Genomic DNA, 23,346 nt, shown 5'->3' on the forward strand with positions numbered 1-23,346 from the left:
AGCAGGCTGAAACGTCAAGGCCCAGTAGCAAGAGGACTACTTGCGCGGTGTCAAGAATCCGGGAAGCGTGCCGTGGGTTTTAGCCGGAGCTTTAACCTGCCCGGCCAACCAATTCGGAACAGCAAGAAACGGTCTGAACAGAGGATTGTCCCTCACCTGCCCCTTAAGCTTTTCGAACTGCATGACATTGTCGATACGACGGTCCAGAAACTCCCACGTTTTCTGATTCCCGGGCGAATCGTCCCCCAACCAGAACAACAGGGTCGAGGAATAGACTCCCGACAATGTCGCCCGCTTGGTGTACCAGTTCACGTCGTCCGACGTGTCTCCCAACGTGTCCCAGATCAGATCACAGGTTTGCCATACTGCCCTTGCGCCATCAGCCGCGTGGCTTGGCAGCGAAAACATGGTCATACCCCGGCGCACGAGTTCCTTATCCGGCACGGCCTGTAGCCGGAAGCGGACGGCAGCAGCGATCCGGTCACGGAATTTGATATCGCCCAAATCCTCAGTTTTAAGGCGATCTGCCATCACTGCGTCCCCGCGCGCATGAAATGCCAACGCCAGGTCAACGGCACCACGCGGACAAATCGCCCGCACCAGAACGTCATCCATTCCACATTCTTCAATCGCCGCGCGAAAGCTGGTTTCCGACCAGCCATCGAAGGGAACATGTGTCAGCATCGCATCCAAAAGCTGCTGCTTGGCGTCTTCATAGGTGGTGGTCATGGCGGTTCTCCGGTTATCAGGACCAGTACTAGACAAGATAGAGGCGCTTTGCTATACGGCCAATTCCTGCAATTTCCTTGCAACTCTATCTAGAAAGGTGGTGACAACCACATGCAGGTTAGTGTTCGCGACAATAACGTCGATCAGGCGCTTCGTGCCCTGAAGAAAAAGCTGCAGCGCGAAGGCGTGTTCCGCGAAATGAAGCTTAAGCAACATTTCGAGAAACCGTCCGAGAAAAAAGCGCGCGAGAAAGCTGAAGCGATCCGCCGTGCCCGTAAACTGGCACGTAAGAAAGCACAGCGCGAAGGTTTGCTCTAAGCACCTTCCTCGTCCAGTTTTGGATGACACTATTTGACGACCCCCGAGGCATCGCCCGGGGGTTTGTCGTTTTCAGGGTGACGTTGCGCGCTTTTTCGCGACTGGCTGACGCAACCCCGCGTCAATGCGCGATAAATCGCGAACTCAGATTCAACTTCCGGTGGCGATCTGCCCACCAACCGCGAGCGGCACGATTGTGTCTTCTCGTCGCCAAGTTCTCGCCACTAATGTCCCGCCAAAATAACGCAATCTATTGGAGGCAGAATCATGTCAACGGCCAGCGATCTAGAGCGGCAGATGCTCGCATTGATCAATGCAGAGCGGGCAAAGGCGGGCTTACAACCGGTCAAGCTTGAGCTTCGGCTGAACGCAGCGGCGGAAGATCACAGCGAGTGGATGCTGAACGTCGATAAGTTCAGCCATACCGGCGCCGGAGGTTCGCGACCATCGGACAGAATGGAAGATGCGGGCTTCGAATTCTCCGGAAGCTGGCGCGCGACTGAAAACATCGCATGGCAGAGTGTCCGCGGTGCGCCGGGGCTGTCGGATGACGTTCAGGATCTGCACAACAGCCTGATGAACAGTTCCGGCCATCGCGCGAATATTCTGGACGCCAACGTGACCGTTATCGGAATTGGGATTGAGGTCGGAAACTATGACGGCTGGAACGCCATCATGGTGACCCAGAACTTTGCACGGACCTCTGCGCCTTTGCAGCTTGATACCAGCAGTTCGGGTGGTTCCGGTGGTTCCACACCTCCACCGCCCTCGGGGCAGTTGGACGTCAGGGCTGGCAAGATCGGCACTGCTGCGGATGACTGGTTCGTTTTGAAATCCGGACAGTCTGGCCTTTTGGATGGGCGCGGCGGTGATGATACCCTGGTTGGTGGCGGCGGCCGAGATAAGCTGCTTGGCCGCTCCGGCGACGACACCCTGAACGGCGAAGGCGGAAATGACACTCTGGTTGGCGGAGCTGATAATGACGACCTGAATGGGGGTGATGGCAAAGACCTTCTGAAAGGCGGCTATGGCATTGACCAGCTGGACGGCGGCGCCGGAACCGATGTGCTTAAAGGCGGGCAGGACAACGACATTCTTATCGGTGGCGCTGGCAACGATAAATTGCTTGGTGGCAATGGAGCAGATGTCATGACCGGTGGCACCGGAGTGGATCAATTCTACTTCACCAAGGGCGCGGATACTGTGACGGATTTCACCGACGAGGATATCGTCAACCTCCGGCAGGCCAAGTCTATCGTTGGGTATAACGATCTGATGAAGAACCACATTTCGCAATCCGGAAATGACGTCATCATCGATGCCGGTAACGGCCACACCCTGACACTAGAAGATACCTTGTTATCGGACCTGGCCAGAGACGACTTTGTGTTCTGAAGGCCGGACAAGCGAAAACTAAAGCCACGCCCCCGGAATCCGGGGGCGTTTTTCGTGATCAGTAAATCTTGGGCACGTACAGCTCGTCCGGCAAAACACGCCGTTCGTATTCCGGATTATATTTGCGATCCGGGAGATCAACTTTTTCCTGCGGTACATCCGTATAGGGGATCTTGGTCAGAAGATGCTCAATACAGTTCAGGCGCTCACGCTTTTTGTCGTTGCCTTCGACGATGTACCAGGGCGCCTCTCGGATGTTGGTACGGAACAGCATGTCCTCTTTGGCTTTGGTATAGGCCTCCCAGCGGATACGGGATTCCAGATCCATGGGGGACAGTTTCCACTGTTTCATAGGATCGTGAATCCGCATAAGGAATCGCAGCTGCTGTTCCTCATCCGTGATCGAGAACCAGTATTTCAGCAAGATGATCCCGGATCGAACCAACATCCGTTCGAATTCGGGAACGTCCTGAAAGAACTGATCAACCTGATCTTTGCTGGCAAACCCCATCACCCTTTCGACCCCGGCACGGTTATACCAGGACCGATCGAACAGAACGATTTCACCGGCGGCGGGCAGATGCGGGACGTAACGCTGGAAATACCACTGGCTCTGCTCACGACGACTGGGCGCCGGCAGAGCAACCACCCGGGCAACACGCGGATTCAGGCGCTGCGTAATCCGCTTAATCACCCCACCCTTGCCAGCACTGTCCCGGCCTTCAAACAGGATACAGACCTTGGCACCGGTATGTTGCACCCAGTCCTGCACCTTGATCAGTTCAGCCTGAAGTCGCAGCAAGTTACGGAAATAGACCTTGCGATCCAGCATGTCGGGATGCTGATCCTTGTAGATCTTCCGCACTTCCACCGACAGCATGGGCTCGCTGAATTCGATCTCAAAATCTTCGTCCAGCGCGTCTTCCAACTCGGCTTCGAGCCAGTCTTTTGGTGCATGGTTAAATTCGTCGGTCAAGGTCTGCTCCTTATCAATTAACGGGTCAGGACCCTATCAGGCGCGTGTAACCGCCTGATGTCATCACAGAGGTAGATGAAAGCCTTTTTCTAAGCTTATCTGCCGGGGTCAGCAAGATCACTGCCCCAGGAATTCGGAAACTTGGCATTTCCGCTCGGCTGGATCATTCAATCGCCAGAGCCACCCCTACTTCAGCTTGTATGAAGCCTGTTAACATGACTTGCCAGCCCGAGTGTTCTGAGGGCATCAAAGCACAGGTCATTTCAGAGAGGGGCCGTGGCGCATTTCATATCTGTTCTGCCGGTTGTTTGGCCCTGGTTTATCCTGATCGCCGCGCAGATATGCGCTGTTTCAGGGAAATGGTCTTTGGGGTTCGTTCTGCTGACCTGTTTTGGCCTGATTGCTCTGACCTTGGGTCTGGTCACGCCCTTTGCCGCAGCTATTGCGTCAGCAGGTCTTACCGGAGCGTTGATGCTACGCGGTTTGAACGGTGCGTTTTCCTTTGTTGGACATATCGCCTTGATCCTGTGGTGCCTGGCCATGGGCGCACATCTGGTTCCGGGCTTTCATAACCTACTGGTACTGGACCGGGTTCATGCCGGTCCGGGCAGCACCGATTTCACGATGTACCTGAACCTGGACAAGCCTCTGATCCTGTTCGCCGTCCTTCTGGCCTGGCCACGCATGAATGATGGAGTAGCGTATATACGCAAATCGCCGCTGGCGGTCGGGCTGGTCGCATTGCCGGCCCTGTTTCTACTGGGCCTCTCAGTCGGTGCCATCCGGCCAGAGTTCACCCTTCCCCATTGGTGGATGATCTTTGCACTTTCCAACCTGTTTCTGACCTGCCTCACGGAAGAGGCCTTTTTCCGTGGCTATCTGCAATCAGCACTTTCCGAACGCCTGGGGGCTGCTGCGGGGATTGCTGCGACCAGCCTGCTTTTCGGGCTTGCACATTTTGCAGGTGGACCTGCATTGGTTGTCTTTGCAGCCCTTCTTGGCGCGGCATGTAGCCTGGGATATTACGCGACAGGACGGCTTTGGGTTCCGGTTCTGATGCATTTCGCCTTTAACGCGGCGCATCTGGTGATTTTCACCTATCCCGGCCCAGCCTAGGTTAAACCGGCAACGCCGTCGTCTTGAACACAGTCCGAAGCGCGAATGAACTTTGCATCTGCGCCACGCCTGGAAGTCGAGACAGATATTGGCGATGGATGCGGGCGAAATCCTCGGTGTTTTCGGCAACGACCTTCAGGATGTAATCCGCAGTTCCTGCCATCAGGTGGCATTCCAAAACATCCGGGATCCGCGCAACAGCTTTTTCGAAGGCCTCCAGTACTTCCTCGGCCTGGCCCTGCAAGGTGATCTCGACAAACACCGTTGTTGGCACATTCATCTTGCGCGCGTCCAACAAGGCAACGTAGTTGCGGATATAGCCATCGGCCTCAAGCCTCTGTACCCGCCTATGGCAGGCCGAAGGCGACAAATTCACCTGCTCGGACAATTCAGCATTCGACATACGACCATTCCGCTGCAAGGCAGCCAAAATCTTTCTATCTGTCGTATCAAGGCTCATCCACGCAATTCCTTTGCGGGTTTTACCCATTGTAGCGAAGATTTTCCCGAAGAAAAGCCGGAATGCGGGCAGAGTTTCACAGAAATTGCACCCGAAACCGCCCATTATTTAGGCAGTTTAGGAACGGAGAGACCTAATGAAAATCGGTTGCCCCAAAGAAATCAAGCCGCAGGAATTCCGTGTCGGCATGACGCCCAACGCCGCACAAGAGGCGGTGTCTCGTGGCCATGACGTGATAATCGAAAACGGAGCTGGCATTGGCGCCGGGTTTGACAACGATGATTACGTCGCCGCAGGTGCCCGCATCGTGGACAGTGCAGAAGAAGTTTTTGCCACCGCAGAGATGATTGTCAAAGTCAAAGAACCCCAGGCGGGCGAACGCAAGATGCTGCGTGAAGGGCAGCTTTTGTTCACCTACCTGCATCTGGCCCCGGATCCGGATCAGACCCATGACCTGCTGGAATCGGGCTGTACGGCTATCGCCTATGAGACAGTGACCGATGCAAATGGAGGTCTGCCCCTGCTTGCACCCATGTCCGAGGTTGCGGGCCGTCTGGCACCACAGGTCGGATCCTGGACGCTGCAAAAGGCGAATGGCGGCCGCGGAGTGCTGATGGGTGGCGTCCCCGGCGTTGGTCCAGCAAAAGTTGTGGTTATCGGTGGGGGCGTCGTCGGTACCCATGCCGCCAAGATCGCTGCAGGTATGGGCGCGGATGTGACGGTACTGGACCGGTCTCTGCCCCGGCTGCGTTATCTGGACGACGTGTTCGGCGGTCAGTTCAAGAACCAGTATTCAACTGCAGGTGCGACCGCGGAGTTGATCCAGACAGCCGACATGGTGATTGGCGCTGTGCTGATTCCGGGTGCTGCAGCGCCGAAACTGGTGACGCGCGCGCAGCTGTCCACCATGAAACCCGGCGCGGTTCTTGTGGATGTTGCCATCGACCAGGGCGGCTGTTTTGAAACCTCAAAGGCCACAACCCATGCGGACCCGATCTATGAAGTTGACGGCGTCATGCATTACTGCGTGGCCAACATGCCCGGCGCGGTTGCAAGAACATCAACAATAGCACTGGGCAACGCCACAATGCCGTTCATGCTAGCACTGGCGGATAAAGGATGGAAACAGGCCTGTCAGGATGATCCGCACCTGCTGGCTGGCTTGAACGTTCACGCCGGCCAACTCACCTATTATGCGGTTGGCAAAGCGCTTGGGATTGACGTGGTATCCCCCAACGTCGTCATCAAATCCTGACGAAAGCCTCCAGCCCCTGAAGCGCCCTCTCCCGAGGGCGTTTGCAGCGTTGGGCATAGCGCCGCCTTTTCGAAGCGGCGTGACCTGTTCACAGCGTTGAACGGGGCACCAAAAACAACGACGCCGCGCGAATAGCGCGGCGCCGGGCCTAACCGGAGGAGGGTATTTCAATGCCCGAGCGACGGGCGGGAGCATCATCCCTGTTTCTGGATCTCGACCGAATGCGGGTATGGAATCGAAACGCCTTTTGCATCAAACGCTTCTTTGACTGCTTTGGTCATTTCAAATTTGACATCCCAATAATCGACAGCGGCACACCACAAGCGCGCCGTCAGATCGACCGAGCTGTCCCCCAGATTTGTGACCCGCACCCAGGGCTCGGGATCGCCGTGGATGCGCCCATCAGCCATTGCGAGGTCCAGAATGATTTTCATCGCCTCATCCGCGCTATCGCCATAGTCGATACCAAACACCAAATCTACACGACGCGTCTCGTGTGCCGAGTAGTTGGTGATAACTGACCCCCAAGCCTGGCCATTGGGTACAATGATCTGCACATTGTCGGGGGTCACGAGTTCGGTCGTGAACAGATTCAGATCTTTGACAGTTCCGGCTGTTCCGCCGATGTCGACATATTGGCCAAGCTTATACGGCCGGAAGACAACCAACATCACGCCTGCTGCCAGATCACTAAGTGTACCCTGCAGCGCCAGGCCAATGGCCAGCGAAGCAGCGCCCAAAATGGCAACGATACTGGTTGCTTCGATCCCGAAGATGCCCAGAACAGCCACAATTACCATGGCCAGAATGGCCCATTTGATCATGCTGGCGGCAAAATTGCCCAGCGTCGGATCAATATGGGGCGTTTTGTTGATACGGCGGCGAACAACCCCAGCGATCATACCTGCCGCAATCCAGCCCAATATCAGAACAATCAGAGCCTTGCCCGCACTCATCAAGATTGGCACATAGCCGTTTGCCATATCCATGGCTTGATTTGCCATTTCCATCGTCTGCTCCAATTCGGGTTTCCTTCTGCTTTCAGATCGTTAATTGAATCCCACCTATCTGGTGGGCTCCTCTTCTGCCGTAACTGCAGGAGTCACTTTTTCAGTGCGTCGCGGATTTCCATCAGGATGTCCAGCTCGCTTGGTCCGGCTGGCGCTTCTTCTTCCGCCGGTGCTTCCTCTTCTGCCGCCTCTTTGACCCGGTTCACCATTTTGACCAGCATGAAAACCACCCAGGCGATGATCAGAAAGTTGATGATCGCCATGATGAACGCACCATATGCAAAAACAGAAGCACCGGTTTCCCGCGCCGCTTCCAGGCTCGCCCCTTCGGCGACATCACCGGCCAGAACGGAGTAGTTGTTGGTGAAATCAACCCCACCCGTAAACAGGCCAATCAATGGATTGATCAGATCGCCAACAAGCGACGTAACAATTGCGGTAAATGCGGCTCCAATGATGATACCCACCGCCATATCCATGACATTGCCTTTGGCAATGAATGTCTTGAACTCCTGGAACATAACTTCCCTCTTTCCCTGTTGTCATTTTCATGCGCCTAAACGCACGGCAACTGTGCGCTAATTGCACTATAAAATGTATGTTTTTATGGGAAATCGTGACTATTTTTCCCCAATCGGCTTATTCAGGAGACCCCATGACACATTTTGCGTCTTATTCCATTACAGACAAATGGCCTGCCAAAGACCCTTCGGTCATTCAGCTCTATTCTTATCCGACGCCTAATGGCGTCAAAGCCTCGATCATGCTTGAGGAAACCGGCCTGCCCTACGAGGCGCATCTGGTCACGCTTGCGGATGCGGATGTCAAAAGCTCCGAGTTCCTGTCGCTGAACCCCAACAACAAAATCCCTGCAATCATTGACCCGAACGGTCCTGATGGACATCCCCTGGGCCTGTTCGAAAGCGGTGCGATCCTGTTGTATCTGGCCGAGAAGTCAGGGAAATTCATGGGCCAGACACAAAGCGACAGACATCGCATTACCCAATGGCTCATGTTCCAGATGGGTGGAATTGGTCCCATGCTTGGGCAACTTGGCTTTTTCCACAAATTCGCCGGGAAAGAGATCGAAGATCCGCGCCCCCGTGAGCGTTATCTCAACGAGGCAAAGCGGCTGTTGAATGTCGTGAACAATCAACTTGATGGCCAGGAATGGATCGCCGGGGATTACTCGATCGCCGACATTGCAATCGTCCCCTGGCTGCGCGGGTTGGATTTTTATGGTGCCCGAGACATTGTTGGCTGGGATGAGTACGCAAATCTCCAACCTTATCTTGATCGGTTTCTTGCGCGTCCCGCCGTTCAGCGCGGGCTGCAGATTCCTTCCCCAGGTTAACACGTGTGGGGTGAGGTAATACCTCACCCCATCCATTTAGCTTGGAAGCTTACCCGTCAGAACATACCGCAGCACATCCACCACCTGCGAGGGATGTTCAGCAACAGCCAGGGCGGCTGCATCAACCTCTTTCAACGCGTGCTGATGATCTGGCCCGTGCACTACGATGATCGACTTGCCCAAAGCCGCCGCATATCCCGCGTCAAAGGCTGCGTTCCATTGCTTGTATTGATCGCCAAAGCGGACGACCACGACATCCGCGTCTGAAATGCCCTTGCGGGTTCGGATCGCATTGACCATCGCACCCTTGTGGTCATGCCAATACTTGTTTGGCTCGGACCCCAAAATTGCAACGCCGCAATCGTCGCTGGCTTCGTGAACCGTGACAGGGCTGTTGAACGAAATGTCCAACCCTTTCGCCCCGTCAATGATCAGCTCGCGCCAGTCGGTGTGTATCTCTCCGGACAGGTAGACGTTCAGGCCCATTGATTTCTCCTTTGATTTTATTGGCGACCCTAAAGACAAAATGGACCTGACCCAAGGGGGGGCTCAGAAAGCCAGCCGCCAAAACACCGGCTGCCCGTTGGGAACTGCCTTACGGGCCGCGCTGCGCTGCTTGCTTCCCAGAAACCCCGGCATCTCGGATGTTGGCTCGAACCCGAAACTGCGGGGCAAACGGGTATAGATCGACCGAGGCGGCAACCGTCCCCAGGTGATCCCTTTCAGCTGCGCGCCCGGTTCTGGCTGGTGCATCCATACTTCGCGAATGGCGAATTCGTCGCGCAGCAGCACCAACACTGCCAACATCATGACCTCGGCCCATATTTTCGCGTATTTCTGCTGCAGCGCCTGCTCGTATTCACGCGTCAAACGCAACTCACGCGACCGGGGCGCCCGACATTGCAGTCGACGCCGGGCATGGCCGACAAAGCGCAACCAGTCGGACTGAATTTCTTCAATCAGACAATAGCCACTTGTTAAATCTATATCCAAGCGGCACCAGGCCAGAGTCGGACGGCCATGCGTGCGTACCGGGTGCCAAGAGCTTTGGAACGCACCCACCGCCGCGCGTTGTTCGAATTTCCACAACAGCTCGGCATGCTCGGTCGGGAAGCCCAACTGCACCACAAGGTTATGCGCCTTGCGCGTGGTTTGTTCACCAGACCAGCGCTCAAAGCTCAGGCAGAAATCCAGCCATTCGGACTGATAGACCGCTTCTAAACCATGGAACGCCGCAGGGCTTAGCCCCGCCAGACGCACGGCGCGATCCGCATGGGCCACGGCCAGCACATCGTGCCGCCGCAAAACCCCGCCGCACCGCGCGATCATGGGTTTCAGCAAAGGACGCGCCAGCAAACGGGACAGCCCCGATTGCTTTAAATCCGAAACCGACATTTCGGCCTCCATCGACTGGCACAGCAACCAGGGGCTTTGCCGGTCGGTATAATAGTAGAATGGCATCTCTTCCGGCAGAATCTGCCGGATCATCGAGATGTCTTGGCGTTTCATGACAACTCTCCAACGGGAAACAGGCCCGCCGGTCAGTTGGCGGGCAATCAGGGTTTGGGCATTGCTTTTGCGAGGCTGGGATCTGGCATTGGGCCGACTCCGGATTGTGATTGCATCAGGGGGCTGGACTTACGGCCAGGGGGTGATTCCACTCAACCCCTGGATTTTCAGGACGCAGGGACGTTGCAGCACGGCAACACAGGCGTCTGAGAAACGAGAAAAGCGCGCCGAAGGGCGCGCTTTGCATTTGGATTACGATGGCGTTAGCCGCGCAGAACGCCGCCTGTTGCCTTGGACACCTTGGCGATGATCTTTTCAGCCACCGCTTCGATATCTTTTTCCTTCAGCGTCGCATCTGTCGGCTGCAGCCGAACGGTGATGGCCAGAGATTTCTTGCCCTCACCCAGGCTGCCGCCAATAAACTCATCAAAGACGCGCACATCTTCGATCAGCGCCTTGTCGGCACCGGCAGCGGCATTCACCAGCGTCAGTGCCTCGACGCTTTCGTCGACGACAAAGGCAAAGTCACGCTCGACCGCCTGCAGATCGCGCAGCTCCAGCGCCGCGCGGGTCGCCCCGGATTTACGCGGAAGAGGCACCTCATCCGGCCAGATAGTGAAAGCCACCGCCGGGCCCTTGATGTCCATCGCCTGCAACACACGCGGATGCAACTCGCCGAAAACGCCCAGTACCTTTTTCGGACCCAGACAAATTTTGCCGTGTCGGCCCGGATGCCACCAGGCGTCGCCCTCGCGTAGGATCTGAACCTTGGCGGGTGCGCCGATGGCGGCCAAAACGGCCTCGGCATCTGCCTTGGCGTCGAACACATCCGCCGGGCGTGTGGCGCTATGCACATCCTTGGGGCCGTCGCGACCGACCAGCAGGCCGGTAATCTGGATTTTCTGATCGCCTGGCTCGCCGTCGTGAAAAACTGGGCCAACTTCAAACAGCGCCACATCCGTATAGCCGCGCGCCTGATTGCGGGCCGCCGCTTGCAACAGCCCCGGCAGCAGATCGGGGCGCATATGGCTCATCTCGGACGAAATCGGGTTTTCCAGTTGCGTCGCTTCATCGCCACCGCCAAACAGCGCCGCGGAAGTCTGATCAATGAATGTATAGCTGACGCATTCGTTATAACCCAATGCGGCACAGGTGCGGCGCGCCATCGACTGGCGGCGCTGAGTGGGAGTCATAACCGGTTTCGGAATGCCATCAGTGACCCTCGGCAGCGGCTTGCCCTGAAGCTTGGTCAGGGAGGCAATTCGTGCGACCTCTTCCACCAGATCAGCCTCGCCCATGACATCGGGGCGCCAGCTGGGGACATGGGCCATCTCGCCTTCAAGGCGGAAACCCAGACGGGTCAGGGTCTGGCGCTGCTCGCTTTCGGGAATGACCATCCCGACCAGCGATTGCACCCGGGCCGAGTCCAACTTGTAGGATCGCGCATGGTTTGGTGCTTTGCCTGCCTCAACTACTTTAGAGACCTCGCCACCGCAGATATCCAGGATCATCTGCGTTGCATGTTCCAATCCTTCCAGCGTGTATTCCGGGTCGACGCCGCGCTCGAATCGGTACCGCGCATCCGAGTTGATTTTCAACGCCCGGCCTGTCAGTGCAATTTGCACATGATCCCAGAACGCGCTTTCGAGGAAGACGTTCACGGTATCCTCGGTACAGCCGGTTTCTTCGCCGCCCATGATTCCTGCAATGGATTCCGGGCCGTTGTCGTCCGAAATCACCATCATGCCCGGTTGCAGCGTGTATTCCTTTTCGTCCAACGCCACCAGCTTTTCGCCGCCCTTGGCCCTATGTACGCGCAGGTTGCCCTGAACCTTGTCCGCATCAAAGACATGCAGCGGACGGTTTTGGTCGAAGGTCATATAGTTGGTGATATCCACCAAGGCCGAGATCGGACGCAGACCGATCGCCTTCAACTGATCCTGCAGCCACTGCGGGCTGGGGCCGTTCTTGACATCTTTGATCAGACGTCCGGTGAAATGCGGTGCTCCGTCCAGCGTGTCATCATCAATCGTCACCTTGATCGGGCTGACGAAATCGCCCGGCACCGGCACATAGTCGCGCTCTTTCAGCGTGCCGACCCCGCGTGCCGCCAGATCGCGCGCGATCCCGGCGACGCCCAACGCATCGGGGCGGTTCGGGGTGATCGCAATCTCGATCATCGGATCGACCTTTGCGGGATCATTCTCGGCCAGCCAGTCAACGAACTGATCGCCGACCTCACCCGAGGGCAGCTCGATGATGCCGTCATGCTCTTCCGACAGCTCCAGCTCGCGCTCCGAGGCCATCATGCCAAAGCTCTCGACACCGCGGATCTTGCCGACGCTGATGGTGATGTCCAGGCCCGGAATATACATGCCCGGTTTGCATACCACGACAGTGATACCTTCGCGCGCATTGGGCGCGCCGCAGATGATCTGCAGATCTCCCTCATCCGTCGCAACCGTACAGACCCGCAGCTTGTCGGCATCAGGGTGCTGTTCGGCATGGGTCACTTTTCCCAGCGTAAAGCCCGCCAATCGGTCCGCCGGATTGACGATCTCTTCGACTTCGAGCCCCAGATCGGTCAGCGTTTCGGCGATCTCATCGACCGACGCGTCAGTGTCCAGGTGATCCTTGAGCCAGGAAAGGGTGAATTTCATCGGTCGTATTCCGCATAATCTTGGGTCAGCCCGCGTGTAACGGATATTCAGACAAGGGGAAAGAGGCCGTGTGCCACATGATCACCTACTGTTCGGCAACTGTGTTGGCGACGCTATCCGATCCGGCAAACACCGCCAAAATCCGCGCGATGCTTTCGCCCGTATTCTCCCCAACATGCGGGGATCGGAACGCTTCGACAAAGGCATCACCGGTTTTGTAGGTCTTTGTCCCCGCCGCGCCGTAATCGACAGTGATTTCCCCTTCCAGCACATAGGCCACCAGCGGAGCATTATGTCGGTGACTACCGGTCACTTGACCCGGCTGCATGGTAATGATGGCCATGGTGATCTGCGGTGAGCCCTCCGGGTATTCCAGCGGCTCTCCGATCACCGACTTGTCCGTTTGCACCAACACATCAACAGGCGGATAGGCGTCGCGCGCCAGGGCAGAGGTTGCGGTCAGGATCGCGGCGGTCACCAGCAGGGGTTTCATCGGGCAAGGCTCCTTGGTCAGATGGCCTGCGCAGATGACCCCGGATGTAGGGGGCTGTCAAACGGGTCAGGGATAGGCTGGTGTGCGCCCGGCCAGCTCATCCAACTGCCAGCCGATCCAGCCATGCGGGATGAAATGCCCGCCCGGATGCGTGTCCAACGTAACCTGCCCCTGCGCGCAATCGGTCCATTCCACACGGCTGAGGGTCAGGAAAGGCTTCACGCTCCAATCGCCACGCGGGGTTGCACCGTTGCAGTCGAACTTCGCTTTCCACAACGCCACCGGATAGGTCGTGTCCCCGCCCGGACCCACGGGGAAATCCATCACCGTGTCGTCCAGCCCATGCACATGGCGCACCTGACGCGGGGCCTGCGGGCAGTCCTCGGTCTGGCGAATGCTGCCAGCGACAGCCAGCAGGGCCGCAACGTCATCGCCGGACTGACAGACATAGCGCCACGCCATCGCGCCGCCATAGGAATAGCCCGAGACATAGATGCGATCCGGGTCGATGGGATAGCGCGCCGCGACATCCTCTAGCACCCGATCCGCAAAGGGGACGTCATCAGTGTCGGACGTCCAGAAATCCCAGCTTTTGCCGCGCCCGTTCGGGGCCACCAGCAGCACGCCGCGCAGTTTGGTGGCCCCTGCGATCCTTTCGTGGTTGACCACCACATCCCCCTGCCGCGCCCAGCCGTGGAAGTGCAGCAATACCGGCAGAGGGCTTTCGCCGTCCCAGCCGTCCGGTTCCAGCACATGGTATGAGCGGTCACCGAGCGGGCAGGCCGCGTCGCCATGGCAACCATTTGCTGCAGCTTGGAGCGGGAGAAGAAGAAACAGGCAGGTCAGAATCCGAAACATAACTCGGAGCCTACCCGCCCCGTGCACGAAGTCACGTCACAACCCCGTGGGAGGCTGAAACAAGCCGCGCTATCGCCAGACCGCGGGGTGGCGATCCTTGGGCTGTGGAGGGAAGTTTATGCTGGCCAAATCCGTGCGCTGTTCGAGCGCTGCACTGACGGAGACAAATCGCCAGCCCGTGTGGGCGGTCTGGCGATAGCGCGGCGGCCTATCGGCCTTTGCTCCGCGCCGGATTTTCAAACGAGATCTCCCGACCGTTTTAGTCTTCTCGCACTTTCCGGCGCTTAAATGGTCGCGGTTTACCTAGCCAAGTCACATCATGGTGCATGACTTCTATGAGTCTTGTCCGGCTTTCGGAAAGTGCGGCGATGGAGATCGGCTCACCGTCCGGTGCGCTGGCCGCTCCGGCAATCAAAGCCGCCGCGTTACCCATATAGAGGCCTGCACTTTTGTTTACTATGGCGGAAGCGAATATCTGAAACTCAAGAACCATCGACGATAAATCTGAGAATGAAGCCTGAATTTGCTCGTCATCTCCCAGGGTGAGTGCAGCCTCTAATCGCCCTATTTTTTCACCAAAGCGAAGATACACGTCTTCTCTACGCAAGGAGATACGTTTTGCCTCTTCCCACCATTGCTTGAGCAGATAGGAAACCGCGGCAACAGCTATGCCAAAAAACGCGACGGCTTGGTCGATGACAAAACCTGCCGAGCCTGTTTCAATCACCGAGACAAACCACCATGCAGGTTCGGCATATCCAGCGCTGCAAACCCGTAGTGCCGCAACCACCGAAGATCGCTATCAAAGAACGCCCGCAAATCCGGAATGCCGTATTTCAACATCGCCAGACGGTCGATCCCAATCCCGAACGCAAAGCCCTGATAGACGTCCGGATCAATTCCACCGGCGGCGATCACCTTGGGGTGGACCATGCCCGAGCCCAGAATCTCCATCCAGTCGTCGCCCTCGCCGATCTTGAGCTGACCGTTATCCCAGGAACAGCGGATATCGACCTCTGCCGACGGTTCGGTAAAGGGGAAGTGCGAGGCGCGGAAACGAAGTTCGACATCGTCGACCTCGAAGAACGCTTTCACGAACTCTTCCAGAACCCATTTCAGGTTCGCCATCGAGATGTCCTTGTCGATGGCAAGACCTTCGACCTGATGGAACATCGGCGTGTGGGTCTGATCATAGTCAGCGCGATAAACGCCGCCCGGACAAATGATGCGGATCGGCGCACCCTGCAGCTCCATTGAGCGGATCTGGACCGGCGAAGTATGGGTGCGCAGCACATGCGGCGGGCGCTCGTCGCCCTCGGCACGGTGCATATAGAACGTGTCCATCTCGGCCCGCGCGGGGTGGTGGCCGGGGATGTTTAGCGCGTCGAAATTGTGCCAATCGGTCTCAATCCGCGGCCCTTCGGCCACCGAGAAACCCAGTTCGGCAAAGATCGCGGTCAGCTCCTCGGTCGCCTGGCTGACCGGGTGGATCGAGCCTTGGCGGCGCGCGCGGGTCGGCAGGGTAACGTCCAGCCATTCGGTCCGTAGACGTTCGTCCAGCGCGGCATCGGCAAGACCGGCTTTCTTGGCGGCTAGGGCCGAGTTGATCTCATCCTTCAGGGCGTTCAGCGCGGGGCCTGCGACCTGACGTTCCTCGGGGGTCATCTTGCCCAGCTCGCGCATCTTCAGCGCAACTTCACCTTTTTTGCCCACGGCGGCGACGCGGATCGCCTCAAGCGCGTTCTCATCGCCCGCCTCGGCGATCTGCCCCAGATATTTTGCCTTAAGATCGTCCATGACGCCCTCTGAATTTGGTCGCCAACCTGCTATCGGCCCCGCCCCGCGAATGCAAGCGGGACCCGGTGGGTCAATAGCTGTATTCGGGATAAATTCGGGTCAGATCGCCGTTCCAGTCACCATTGTAGTGTTCCAGCAACTCATCCGCCGGAACCTTGCCGGTATCGAGGCTTTCCTTCAGCGCGTTCAGGAAATGCGTCTCATCGGGAACCAGACCGCCTGCGCCGGGATAGGCCCGGGCCTTGAGACCACTTTCCGAGATCGCAACCACTTCGCGGGCAAGATCATGCATGTTGATGTCGCCAACCCGCGCCTGCAGGCCATTGACGGCTGCCTGAACGCGCAGTTCCTCGCGCGTTTCAGCATCCCAGCCCTTGACCAGATCCCAGGCCGCATCCAGCGCGCCCTGATCATAGGTCAGGCCAACCCAGAAGGCAGGCAGCGCACACAGACGCCGCCACGGGCCACCATCTGCGCCGCGCATCTCCATGAATTTCTTGATCCGCGCCTCGGGGAAGGCGGTGGTCAGGTGATCGGCCCAATCGGACAGGGTAGGTGTTTCACCCGGCAGCGCGGGCAGTTTGCCCTGCAGGAAATCGCGGAAGGACATGCCCAGCGCGTTGATATACTGGCCATCGCGATAGACAAAGTACATCGGCACATCCAACGCGTATTGCACGTAGCGCTCGAACCCAAAGCCCTCTTCGAACACGAAGGGCAGCATGCCGGTGCGCGCATCGTCCAGGTGCCGCCAGATATGGCTGCGCCAGCTTTTCTGGCCGTTGGGCTTGCCCTCAAAGAAGGGCGAATTGGCGAACAGCGCAGTCGCCACAGGCTGCAAAGCCAGCGCCACGCGCAGTTTCTGCACCATGTCTGCCTCGGACCCAAAGTCGATATTGACCTGAACCGTGCAAGTGCGCCGCATCATGGCGCGGCCCATGGAGCCTACTTTTTCCATGTAATCGTTCATCAGCCGATAACGGCCTTTGGGCATCAGAGGCATCTGCTCATGGGTCCAGATCGGGGCCGCGCCCAGACCTATAAAGCCCACGCCGATTTCATCAGCGATATCCTTAACCTCGCGCAGGTGGGTGTTCACCTCGTCGCAGGTCTCGTGGATCGTCTCCAACGGCGCGCCCGACAGCTCTAGTGCACCGCCCGGTTCAAGGCTGACATTGGCGCCGTCTTTTTCCAGGCCGATCAGGTGGCCCGCTTCGCGCACCTCGGCCCAGCCGTGCCGGTCGCGCAGCCCTTCAAGCACCGCCACAATCGACCGCGTGCCTTCGAATGGCAGCGGTTTCAGTGAGTCTTTACAATAGCCGAACTTTTCATGTTCGGTTCCGATACGCCAATCGGCTTTGGGCTTGCAGCCCGCTTCCAGATATTCGGCAAGTTGCTCGTGGCGTTCGATCGGTCCGCCGCCGGACTGGGGGATGGACATGAACCGTGCTCCGATCCTGATGTGTCTGTCTTGTTGGTCAGTCGTGGTCGCAAACGAGGGCGGTGTCAATGCAACCGCATATGCGCAGGGCGCATCGACTGACGCTCCCAAATTACTACGGGATGTACGGCCCCACCGTTCAATTCCGACAACATATGTTCTGTTTTCAACCCCGGCAGCGCCGAGAACACGTCAAACAGCGCTTCGGCCCCTTCGGCATTCACAGGAATGTGAAGCGTCGGCTGGCCAGGCTGTTCCAACACCCAATGCGCCGGATTCGAGGATGGATCCAACGCCAACCGTTCGATTTCCCGCGTCGCTACCATGCCACCGTCCAGCGGGCCAAAATAGCATATCTGGCCTTCGTCGATGGTCACAACTCCGGGGCCACCGACGCCGGTGCGAAACCTGGCGCGCTGAACCCCGATCACGGCCAGTGCAACCGACACCGCCACCAAAACCCAGCCCAACCAGCCCAGCAACCCACCCGGGCCGCTGATCCAGCTGAGGCCAACCAACAGAATGACACCGGCAACCAGCACTTCGCGCCAGCGCCACAGGGCCAGTTTCGCTTCGGGTCGGATGAAACTCATGCGGTATCCTCTGGGTTTATGAACAGGATGAGCGAGTACTGCCCCGCGGATTGAAAACCGATACCGATATAAGCACGCGCAGCGGAATCGGAAGCCGCAAACAAAACCGCGCGTTTCGCACCCGTACGGCGCGCCTCCTCCAGATGCAGCGCGACGGCCAGACGCGCATATCCACGGCCGCGCATTTCACGAGGTGTAAAGACCCCACCAATCTGCACGACTTCTTGCAAGCGCGCGTTAAAACCAGTCATGGCGACAGGCTGATCGTCGACCAGCAACACACGATGAGAATCACGTGCGGTATAGGCGTCGCAATCCAAGCCAGCCTGTTTTTGCGCTCGTGACGAATTGAATTCCATTGCTTCGATCAGGTAGTCAGAGCGCCACCTTTCGACGATTTCACGATCAAACGCACCCAAAGGCACCAATTCTGCGCTTGTAACATCCGGAATAGTAAGCTGTTCCAAATCCAGCGTGAAACCCGGTTCATCGCTGTTCAGCGTTGCCGGCCGATCCTCCCACCCCGCAAGACGCATGATCCGGCGGGCCTGTGTTGCCTCAGCCGCCATTCCGAACAAGGCACGCCCCCGGATCAGATCAATCGCAGCGGCCAGTTCTTCATCTGTGCAATCGGGACATTGCGGTAAAACCATGCCCTCATTCGTGATGGAGAACGCCGCACGGGGATCGTCGCCCAACACCCAGATATTAACGGCACGTCGGTCCGTGCCCCGCAATCCAAAATCACGCAGATTGGCCAAGGGGAACATCGACGTCTGAATGTGGCGCATTAGAAACTGGTCGATCTTCGGTACATCCGCCTCCTGCGCGAGACGCCAAATCATGACCAGTCCCCCAGCGCCTGCTGCCACATGGTCAGAGCCGCAACGGCTGCAGTATCCGCGCGCAGGATACGCGGGCCAAGACTGACGACATGGGCATAGGGTAAGGCGGTCAGCCGGGCACGTTCACGTTGGGAAAAGCCGCCCTCGGGTCCGATAAGGATCGCCCATGGCAACCCCTTTTCATGCGCCGCCAGGCGCAGGGCCGAGCCGACCTCGGCCTCGTTACAAAACATCAGTTGACGCCCCTCGGGCCAGCCATCCAGAACTCGGTCCAGCCGCTGCAGATCGGCGACCTCGGGCACGAAGGTACCGCCGCATTGCTCGGCGGCCTCGACCGCGTGGGCTTGCAAGCGGTCCTGACGGATACGTTCGGAATTGGTGAATTCTGTCTGCACCGGCATGATCCGCGCCGCACCCATTTCCGCCGCCTTTTCAACGATGAAATCGGTGCGTGCCTTTTTGATCGGGGCGAACAGGAACCACAGGTCAGGTGGCCGTTGCAGCGGTTTGGTCTGTTCGACACAGGTCAGTACACCGCCACGCTTTCCCGCTTCGGCCACTTCGGCCTGCCATTCTCCGTCCTGTCCGTTAAACAAGGCAACCTGCCCCCCCACAGCCAGGCGCATGACACCGAACAGGTAATGTGCCTGCTCGCGCGTCAATTCTACCGATTGCCCCGGACCCAAAGGGTGCTCTACATACAGTCTGATCTTTGCACTCATGAGACCTTACATATGCAAGGCAATGCGCCAACACCAGACGGTCAGGTCGCTGATGCGGTCAGCGGCAACTGGGTCGACACCTATGCGCCGGAATTCTCGCGCCCTTACCTGCGGCTGAGCCGGGCTGATCGGCCTATCGGCACATGGCTGCTGCTGATCCCCTGCTGGTGGGGACTGACGCTGGCCATCCTCAGCGACGGCACCCCGCGGTGGGAGGACCTCTGGATCGCCATCGGTTGTGCCATCGGTGCCTTTTTGATGCGCGGCGCGGGCTGCACTTGGAATGACATTTCGGACCGCGACTTTGATGCAAAAGTGGAACGGACCCGGTCGCGCCCGATCCCTTCTGGGCAGGTCAGTGTTCGGCAGGCCGCGATCTGGATGGTGCTGCAAAGCCTGCTGGCATTGTTGGTTCTGCTGAGTTTCAACCAGGCCGCCATCGCCATGGGCGTGCTGTCCCTGTTGCCCGTCGCTGTCTACCCCTTCGCCAAAAGGTTCACCTGGTGGCCACAGGTATTTCTGGGACTGGCCTTCAACTGGGGCATCCTGCTGACCTGGGCCGCGCATACCGGAACGGTCGGCGGGCCGGCGATCACTCTGTACCTGGGTGGCATCGCCTGGACGCTGTTCTATGATACGATCTATGCGCATCAGGACGCCGAAGATGACGAGCTGATCGGTATCAAATCCACCGCCCGCCTGTTCGGCGCAGATACCGCGCGGTGGTTGAAGTATTTTCTGGCCGCAACCGTATCCCTGATGGCGCTGGCCATTATCGACGCCATGACAGGGCAGGAGCCGATTACAGCCATGTTCGTTGCACTGGCGGGACCTTGGGCAATGGGGTGGCATATGACGTGGCAACTGCGCGGGCTGGACACCGAAGACAACGCCAAATTGCTGCAGCTTTTCCGGGCCAACCGGGATACCGGCCTTATTCCGCTGATCTTCCTTTGCATTGCTGGGTTGCTCTGATTGCACCTCGGCGCGGGCCTCTGTAAGAGTCCTGCTCAATAACTTCAGGAGTCGTCTGCCCGCACATGCGCCTGCCCTATTTCCTAGCTGCCTCCCTGATATTCCTCGTTTCGGCCAGCCTATCGCTTGTGGCCGCAGGATATGCGGTAACCAAAGTTGAAGAAGCGTCGGAACTCGCCGTGCGGCGTGCGCTTGACCTAAAAGGGCATGACTGGGCCGAAGTCGAATCCGATGGCCTGCGCGTTGTCCTGACCGGCATAGCCATTGACGAAGCAACGCGGTTCAATGCGCTGACCGCAGCCGGGACCGAGGTTGATACCTCACGCGTTATTGACGACATGCAGGTCGCCCCCACCCGGCAACTGGCAGCACCGCGCTTTTCCGCTGAAATTTTGCGAAACGACAGCGGTATTTCGATTATTGGTCTGATACCCGCAAGCCAAGACCGCAGCGAGCTGATCGAAAGGTTGCGCCGGATGGACGGCGACACCGTTTCGGACCTGATGGAAACGGCGGATTACCCTATACCCGAAGGCTGGGACGACGCGTTGAACTATGCGCTCGAAGCGTTGACCCGCCTGCCGCGTGCCAAAATATCGGCCAGCCCCGGTTTGGTGAAAATCACCGCCATTGCAGACAGCCTGCGGGAAAAAGAACGACTGGAACAGAGCCTGACCCGCGCTGCACCTCCCAGTTTGCGAATCGGGTTGTCGATCTCGGCTCCGCGCCCCGTAATCACCCCCTTTACACTGCGCTACCTGATTGATGCCAACGGCGGCCAGTTCGATGCCTGCTCGGCCCAGAATGAAAAAGCGCGGGATGCCATCGTCGCTGCTGCCAAAGAAGCAGGCCTTGCTGGTCCGTTTAACTGTACAATCGGTTTGGGCGTGCCCTCACCCCGTTGGCCCGAAGCGGCAACGCTCAGCATTCGCGCCCTGTCCAAGATTGGTCAGGGTTCGGTCACGATTTCGGATGCGGATATCACGCTGGTGGCGGCGCAAGGAACAGAGGCTGAGGTCTTTGACCGTGTGGTGGGCGAGCTGGAAAATGCGCTGCCCGAGGTTTTCGCCCTGCACGCCGTCCTGCCCGAACCCGAAACCGCCGAATCCACCGGCCCCCCCGAGTTCTCGACCACGCGCAGCCCCGAAGGGCTGGTCCAAATGCGCGGTCGTCTGAGCAATGAGACATCGCGCGACATGGCCGACAGTTTTGCCCGCGCGGCATTTGGATCGGAACAGGTTTATACCGCCACCCGCATCGCCTCCGACTTACCCGCAGACTGGCCGGTGCGTGTTCTGGCGGGGCTGGAAGCGTTGTCTCTGCTGCATAACGGCGCTCTGACTGTTACCCCTGACGACGTTTCTCTCAGCGGGGTCAGCTACGACCCGGACGCCAAAGCCCGTATCGCCGGATTGCTGTCGGAAAAGCTTGGGGATGCCAAAGGTTTCACCCTTTCGATCACCTATCAAGAGCCGCCGAAACCCGCAGACAGCCTGCCCGACCCAGAGCTGTGCGAAGACCAGCTTGCTGAGGTTCAGGCCAGCAGCAAAATCGCATTCGAACCGGGATCGGCCACGGTTGCCGCGGATTCACGCGATACCGTCAATCAGATCGCCGAGATTCTGCGCGAATGCGGCCCCATCCGGATTGAAATTCAGGGCCATACAGATAGTCAGGGCCGCGAAGAGATGAACCAGCAACTCAGCCAGGCGCGGGCTCAGTCGATCCTGAATGAGTTGCGCGGACGCCGCATCCCAACGTCAAGCTACTCGGCCGTGGGATATGGTGAAACGCAACCGATCGCAGACAACGATACCGAGGCAGGCCGAGAAGAAAACCGTCGCATTGAATTTCGCCTGATCCGGCCTGAACCCATTGCCAATTCCGAGACTGGGCTTGAGGCGCTGGAGGCCGAGACAGAGACGTCAGAAGACGCCGCAGATACCGGCGCAGGGGATCAGTAAGTGAACAGAATCGAATTCATCATTGCCACCGCCATCATCCTGTTCGCAGCCTTCTGCATGGGTTGGTTCGCCAACTGGCTGGCCCATCGTCTGTCTCGTGTTCGCCAAAGCGACGTCGCCGATCTGGATCGCATGAGCCAGGAATTGCATGAGGCCGAAGAAACCCGCGATCAGGCCATCACCTATCTGCAACAGCGCGAGGCCGAGCTAACCAATCAGCTCACCCAGACCGAGGCGGAACTGGGCGCTGCCATGGACGGGTTGCGCGCCGCGCGGCAGGAGGCCGAAGAATTACGCGGCCGGATAAACAACGCGGACTAAGAGAACCAGAGGAATCGGCAACTTGCGACACCCGCAAATATGGGGCGCCGTTGTGTGTTTCAGCCACCTGCCAAACCGAGCCCGAAAATCCACTCAGCTTGATGCAGCTTGGGCACAGCTCAATTCATGATCATGTCTCAGAGGTTGTCTCTGCCTCGTCCAGAACCTTGCGCGCGACACGAAAGCATTCCAGCGCCTGCGGCACGCCACAATAGATGCCGATCACGTGAATAATGGCCCGGATTTCTTCTTTGCTGACGCCGTTGCTGATGGCGCCGCGACAGTGGAGTTCCCATTCGTGCATCTTGCCCAGGGCGCCGATCATGGACAGGTTCATCATTGACCGGGTCTTGGCGTCGATCACATCGTCGCCCCAGCCGAAACCCCAGCACCAAGCGGTCATTGCCTCTTGAAACGGCCGGGTAAAATCGTCGGCGGCGGCCAGGTTTTTCTCAACATATTCCGCGCCCAGGGTGCTTTTGCGTTGCTCCAGCCCTCTGAGGAACAGATCTTCGTCGAAAGTCTCGGCCATCTTGGTCTCCGGTAATCGTCACA

General features: G+C 58.1%; 25 protein-coding genes. 8 read left to right on the forward strand and 17 right to left on the reverse strand.

The annotated features are described in order from the left end of the window. Positions 1 to 36: 36 nt before the first annotated feature. Positions 37 to 729, reverse strand: coding sequence for a COQ9 family protein (locus AC2FH2_RS06470; protein WP_496712291.1), 693 nt, complete (start codon positions 727 to 729; stop codon positions 37 to 39). 111 nt (positions 730 to 840) lie between these two features. Here AC2FH2_RS06470 and rpsU point away from each other — a divergent pair, with 111 nt between their 5' ends. Continuing rightward, entirely contained in the window at positions 841 to 1,047 is a 207-nt protein-coding gene (gene rpsU / locus AC2FH2_RS06475; protein ID WP_005614280.1) for a 30S ribosomal protein S21, read from the forward strand. A gap of 267 nt (positions 1,048 to 1,314) precedes the next feature. Continuing rightward, entirely contained in the window at positions 1,315 to 2,442 is a 1,128-nt protein-coding gene (locus AC2FH2_RS06480) for a CAP domain-containing protein (RefSeq protein WP_496823172.1), read from the forward strand. Positions 2,443 to 2,500: 58 nt separating this feature from the next. On the opposite strand, the gene ppk2 is transcribed toward AC2FH2_RS06480, so the two are convergent. Continuing rightward, entirely contained in the window at positions 2,501 to 3,418 is a 918-nt protein-coding gene (gene ppk2, locus AC2FH2_RS06485; protein ID WP_496689073.1) for a polyphosphate kinase 2, read from the reverse strand. A 276-nt stretch (positions 3,419 to 3,694) separates the two neighbouring features. On the opposite strand from ppk2, the gene AC2FH2_RS06490 reads away from it, so the two are divergent. After that, positions 3,695 to 4,534, forward strand: coding sequence for a CPBP family intramembrane glutamic endopeptidase (locus tag AC2FH2_RS06490; RefSeq protein ID WP_496712298.1), 840 nt, complete (start codon positions 3,695 to 3,697; stop codon positions 4,532 to 4,534). A 1-nt stretch (position 4,535) separates the two neighbouring features. Here AC2FH2_RS06490 and AC2FH2_RS06495 read toward each other — a convergent pair whose 3' ends face one another. Then, entirely contained in the window at positions 4,536 to 4,994 is a 459-nt protein-coding gene (locus AC2FH2_RS06495; protein WP_142635322.1) for an Lrp/AsnC family transcriptional regulator, read from the reverse strand. 136 nt (positions 4,995 to 5,130) lie between these two features. Between AC2FH2_RS06495 and ald the strand changes: the two genes are divergently transcribed. Continuing rightward, positions 5,131 to 6,249, forward strand: coding sequence for an alanine dehydrogenase (gene ald, locus AC2FH2_RS06500; RefSeq protein WP_271948547.1), 1,119 nt, complete (start codon positions 5,131 to 5,133; stop codon positions 6,247 to 6,249). Positions 6,250 to 6,443: 194 nt separating this feature from the next. Here the strand turns inward: ald and AC2FH2_RS06505 are convergent, their stop codons facing one another. Further along, positions 6,444 to 7,253 (reverse strand): mechanosensitive ion channel family protein, encoded by an 810-nt coding sequence (locus AC2FH2_RS06505; protein WP_281995264.1) that lies wholly within the window; start codon positions 7,251 to 7,253, stop codon positions 6,444 to 6,446. A gap of 98 nt (positions 7,254 to 7,351) precedes the next feature. Then, positions 7,352 to 7,780 (reverse strand): large conductance mechanosensitive channel protein MscL, encoded by a 429-nt coding sequence (gene mscL / locus AC2FH2_RS06510; RefSeq protein WP_142635318.1) that lies wholly within the window; start codon positions 7,778 to 7,780, stop codon positions 7,352 to 7,354. Between the two features lie 134 nt (positions 7,781 to 7,914). Between mscL and AC2FH2_RS06515 the strand changes: the two genes are divergently transcribed. Beyond that, complete coding sequence (locus AC2FH2_RS06515; protein ID WP_142635316.1) at positions 7,915 to 8,613, forward strand: glutathione S-transferase family protein; 699 nt, start codon at positions 7,915 to 7,917, stop codon at positions 8,611 to 8,613. Between the two features lie 36 nt (positions 8,614 to 8,649). On the opposite strand, the gene AC2FH2_RS06520 is transcribed toward AC2FH2_RS06515, so the two are convergent. The 11 genes from AC2FH2_RS06520 to AC2FH2_RS06570 form a co-directional block, all read right to left on the reverse strand. Then, a complete protein-coding gene (locus AC2FH2_RS06520) occupies positions 8,650 to 9,099 on the reverse strand; it encodes a YtoQ family protein (RefSeq protein ID WP_496823173.1) in 450 nt (149 codons plus the stop codon). 63 nt (positions 9,100 to 9,162) lie between these two features. Beyond that, positions 9,163 to 10,122, reverse strand: a complete 960-nt coding sequence (locus AC2FH2_RS06525; RefSeq protein ID WP_496823174.1) for a hypothetical protein — start codon at positions 10,120 to 10,122, stop codon at positions 9,163 to 9,165. A 263-nt stretch (positions 10,123 to 10,385) separates the two neighbouring features. Beyond that, positions 10,386 to 12,782 (reverse strand): phenylalanine--tRNA ligase subunit beta, encoded by a 2,397-nt coding sequence (pheT, locus tag AC2FH2_RS06530; RefSeq protein ID WP_496823175.1) that lies wholly within the window; start codon positions 12,780 to 12,782, stop codon positions 10,386 to 10,388. An 85-nt stretch (positions 12,783 to 12,867) separates the two neighbouring features. Continuing rightward, positions 12,868 to 13,275 carry a cupin domain-containing protein gene (locus AC2FH2_RS06535; protein WP_496823176.1) on the reverse strand — a complete coding sequence of 136 codons (408 nt, stop codon included), beginning with the start codon at positions 13,273 to 13,275 and terminating at the stop codon, positions 12,868 to 12,870. Between the two features lie 66 nt (positions 13,276 to 13,341). Further along, positions 13,342 to 14,133 (reverse strand): CE1 family esterase, encoded by a 792-nt coding sequence (locus AC2FH2_RS06540; protein WP_496792843.1) that lies wholly within the window; start codon positions 14,131 to 14,133, stop codon positions 13,342 to 13,344. A 259-nt stretch (positions 14,134 to 14,392) separates the two neighbouring features. Continuing rightward, positions 14,393 to 14,860, reverse strand: a complete 468-nt coding sequence (locus AC2FH2_RS06545; protein ID WP_496785848.1) for a hypothetical protein — start codon at positions 14,858 to 14,860, stop codon at positions 14,393 to 14,395. Beyond that, the gene (pheS, locus tag AC2FH2_RS06550) at positions 14,857 to 15,930 is read right to left on the reverse strand and encodes a phenylalanine--tRNA ligase subunit alpha (protein ID WP_281995269.1); all 1,074 of its coding nucleotides are present in this window, start codon (positions 15,928 to 15,930) and stop codon (positions 14,857 to 14,859) included. Before pheS ends, AC2FH2_RS06545 begins: the two co-directional genes overlap by 4 nt. Positions 15,931 to 16,000: 70 nt before the next feature. Continuing rightward, positions 16,001 to 17,371 carry a glutamate--cysteine ligase gene (locus tag AC2FH2_RS06555; RefSeq protein WP_496696530.1) on the reverse strand — a complete coding sequence of 457 codons (1,371 nt, stop codon included), beginning with the start codon at positions 17,369 to 17,371 and terminating at the stop codon, positions 16,001 to 16,003. 65 nt (positions 17,372 to 17,436) lie between these two features. Beyond that, positions 17,437 to 17,964 (reverse strand): hypothetical protein, encoded by a 528-nt coding sequence (locus AC2FH2_RS06560; RefSeq protein WP_496712310.1) that lies wholly within the window; start codon positions 17,962 to 17,964, stop codon positions 17,437 to 17,439. Beyond that, on the reverse strand, positions 17,961 to 18,809 hold the full coding sequence (locus AC2FH2_RS06565; protein WP_496823177.1) for a GNAT family N-acetyltransferase: 849 nt from the start codon (positions 18,807 to 18,809) through the stop codon (positions 17,961 to 17,963). The genes AC2FH2_RS06560 and AC2FH2_RS06565 overlap by 4 nt, the downstream gene beginning before the upstream one ends. Next, entirely contained in the window at positions 18,806 to 19,531 is a 726-nt protein-coding gene (locus tag AC2FH2_RS06570; protein WP_271948572.1) for a 16S rRNA (uracil(1498)-N(3))-methyltransferase, read from the reverse strand. Before AC2FH2_RS06570 ends, AC2FH2_RS06565 begins: the two co-directional genes overlap by 4 nt. Positions 19,532 to 19,543: 12 nt before the next feature. Between AC2FH2_RS06570 and ubiA the strand changes: the two genes are divergently transcribed. The 3 genes from ubiA to AC2FH2_RS06585 all read left to right on the forward strand — a co-directional run bounded on the left by ubiA (position 19,544) and on the right by AC2FH2_RS06585 (position 22,791). Further along, positions 19,544 to 20,506 (forward strand): 4-hydroxybenzoate octaprenyltransferase, encoded by a 963-nt coding sequence (ubiA, locus tag AC2FH2_RS06575; RefSeq protein ID WP_496823178.1) that lies wholly within the window; start codon positions 19,544 to 19,546, stop codon positions 20,504 to 20,506. 65 nt (positions 20,507 to 20,571) lie between these two features. Next, on the forward strand, positions 20,572 to 22,470 hold the full coding sequence (locus tag AC2FH2_RS06580) for an OmpA family protein (protein ID WP_496823179.1): 1,899 nt from the start codon (positions 20,572 to 20,574) through the stop codon (positions 22,468 to 22,470). Next, positions 22,471 to 22,791 (forward strand): hypothetical protein, encoded by a 321-nt coding sequence (locus AC2FH2_RS06585; protein WP_142635291.1) that lies wholly within the window; start codon positions 22,471 to 22,473, stop codon positions 22,789 to 22,791. Between the two features lie 130 nt (positions 22,792 to 22,921). Here AC2FH2_RS06585 and AC2FH2_RS06590 read toward each other — a convergent pair whose 3' ends face one another. Next, positions 22,922 to 23,323, reverse strand: a complete 402-nt coding sequence (locus AC2FH2_RS06590; RefSeq protein ID WP_142635290.1) for a carboxymuconolactone decarboxylase family protein — start codon at positions 23,321 to 23,323, stop codon at positions 22,922 to 22,924. Positions 23,324 to 23,346: the final 23 nt, after the last annotated feature.

The sequence above is a fragment of the Ruegeria sp. YTSA105 genome (genome assembly GCF_059610225.1).

Bases quoted from the DNA above. Each gene is read 5' to 3' on its own strand.
- AC2FH2_RS06470 (WP_496712291.1), bottom strand. From the start codon at position 729: ATGACCACCACCTATGAAGACGCCAAGCAGCAGCTTTTGGATGCGATG.
- rpsU (WP_005614280.1), top strand. From the start codon at position 841: ATGCAGGTTAGTGTTCGCGACAATAACGTCGATCAGGCGCTTCGTGCC.
- AC2FH2_RS06480 (WP_496823172.1), top strand. From the start codon at position 1,315: ATGTCAACGGCCAGCGATCTAGAGCGGCAGATGCTCGCATTGATCAAT.
- AC2FH2_RS06495 (WP_142635322.1), bottom strand. From the start codon at position 4,994: ATGAGCCTTGATACGACAGATAGAAAGATTTTGGCTGCCTTGCAGCGG.
- ald (WP_271948547.1), top strand. From the start codon at position 5,131: ATGAAAATCGGTTGCCCCAAAGAAATCAAGCCGCAGGAATTCCGTGTC.
- AC2FH2_RS06505 (WP_281995264.1), bottom strand. From the start codon at position 7,253: ATGGCAAATCAAGCCATGGATATGGCAAACGGCTATGTGCCAATCTTG.
- mscL (WP_142635318.1), bottom strand. From the start codon at position 7,780: ATGTTCCAGGAGTTCAAGACATTCATTGCCAAAGGCAATGTCATGGAT.
- AC2FH2_RS06515 (WP_142635316.1), top strand. From the start codon at position 7,915: ATGACACATTTTGCGTCTTATTCCATTACAGACAAATGGCCTGCCAAA.
- AC2FH2_RS06520 (WP_496823173.1), bottom strand. From the start codon at position 9,099: ATGGGCCTGAACGTCTACCTGTCCGGAGAGATACACACCGACTGGCGC.
- AC2FH2_RS06525 (WP_496823174.1), bottom strand. From the start codon at position 10,122: ATGAAACGCCAAGACATCTCGATGATCCGGCAGATTCTGCCGGAAGAG.
- pheT (WP_496823175.1), bottom strand. From the start codon at position 12,782: ATGAAATTCACCCTTTCCTGGCTCAAGGATCACCTGGACACTGACGCG.
- AC2FH2_RS06535 (WP_496823176.1), bottom strand. From the start codon at position 13,275: ATGAAACCCCTGCTGGTGACCGCCGCGATCCTGACCGCAACCTCTGCC.
- AC2FH2_RS06540 (WP_496792843.1), bottom strand. From the start codon at position 14,133: ATGTTTCGGATTCTGACCTGCCTGTTTCTTCTTCTCCCGCTCCAAGCT.
- pheS (WP_281995269.1), bottom strand. From the start codon at position 15,930: ATGGACGATCTTAAGGCAAAATATCTGGGGCAGATCGCCGAGGCGGGC.
- AC2FH2_RS06555 (WP_496696530.1), bottom strand. From the start codon at position 17,371: ATGTCCATCCCCCAGTCCGGCGGCGGACCGATCGAACGCCACGAGCAA.
- AC2FH2_RS06560 (WP_496712310.1), bottom strand. From the start codon at position 17,964: ATGAGTTTCATCCGACCCGAAGCGAAACTGGCCCTGTGGCGCTGGCGC.
- AC2FH2_RS06565 (WP_496823177.1), bottom strand. From the start codon at position 18,809: ATGATTTGGCGTCTCGCGCAGGAGGCGGATGTACCGAAGATCGACCAG.
- AC2FH2_RS06570 (WP_271948572.1), bottom strand. From the start codon at position 19,531: ATGAGTGCAAAGATCAGACTGTATGTAGAGCACCCTTTGGGTCCGGGG.
- ubiA (WP_496823178.1), top strand. From the start codon at position 19,544: ATGCAAGGCAATGCGCCAACACCAGACGGTCAGGTCGCTGATGCGGTC.
- AC2FH2_RS06580 (WP_496823179.1), top strand. From the start codon at position 20,572: ATGCGCCTGCCCTATTTCCTAGCTGCCTCCCTGATATTCCTCGTTTCG.
- AC2FH2_RS06590 (WP_142635290.1), bottom strand. From the start codon at position 23,323: ATGGCCGAGACTTTCGACGAAGATCTGTTCCTCAGAGGGCTGGAGCAA.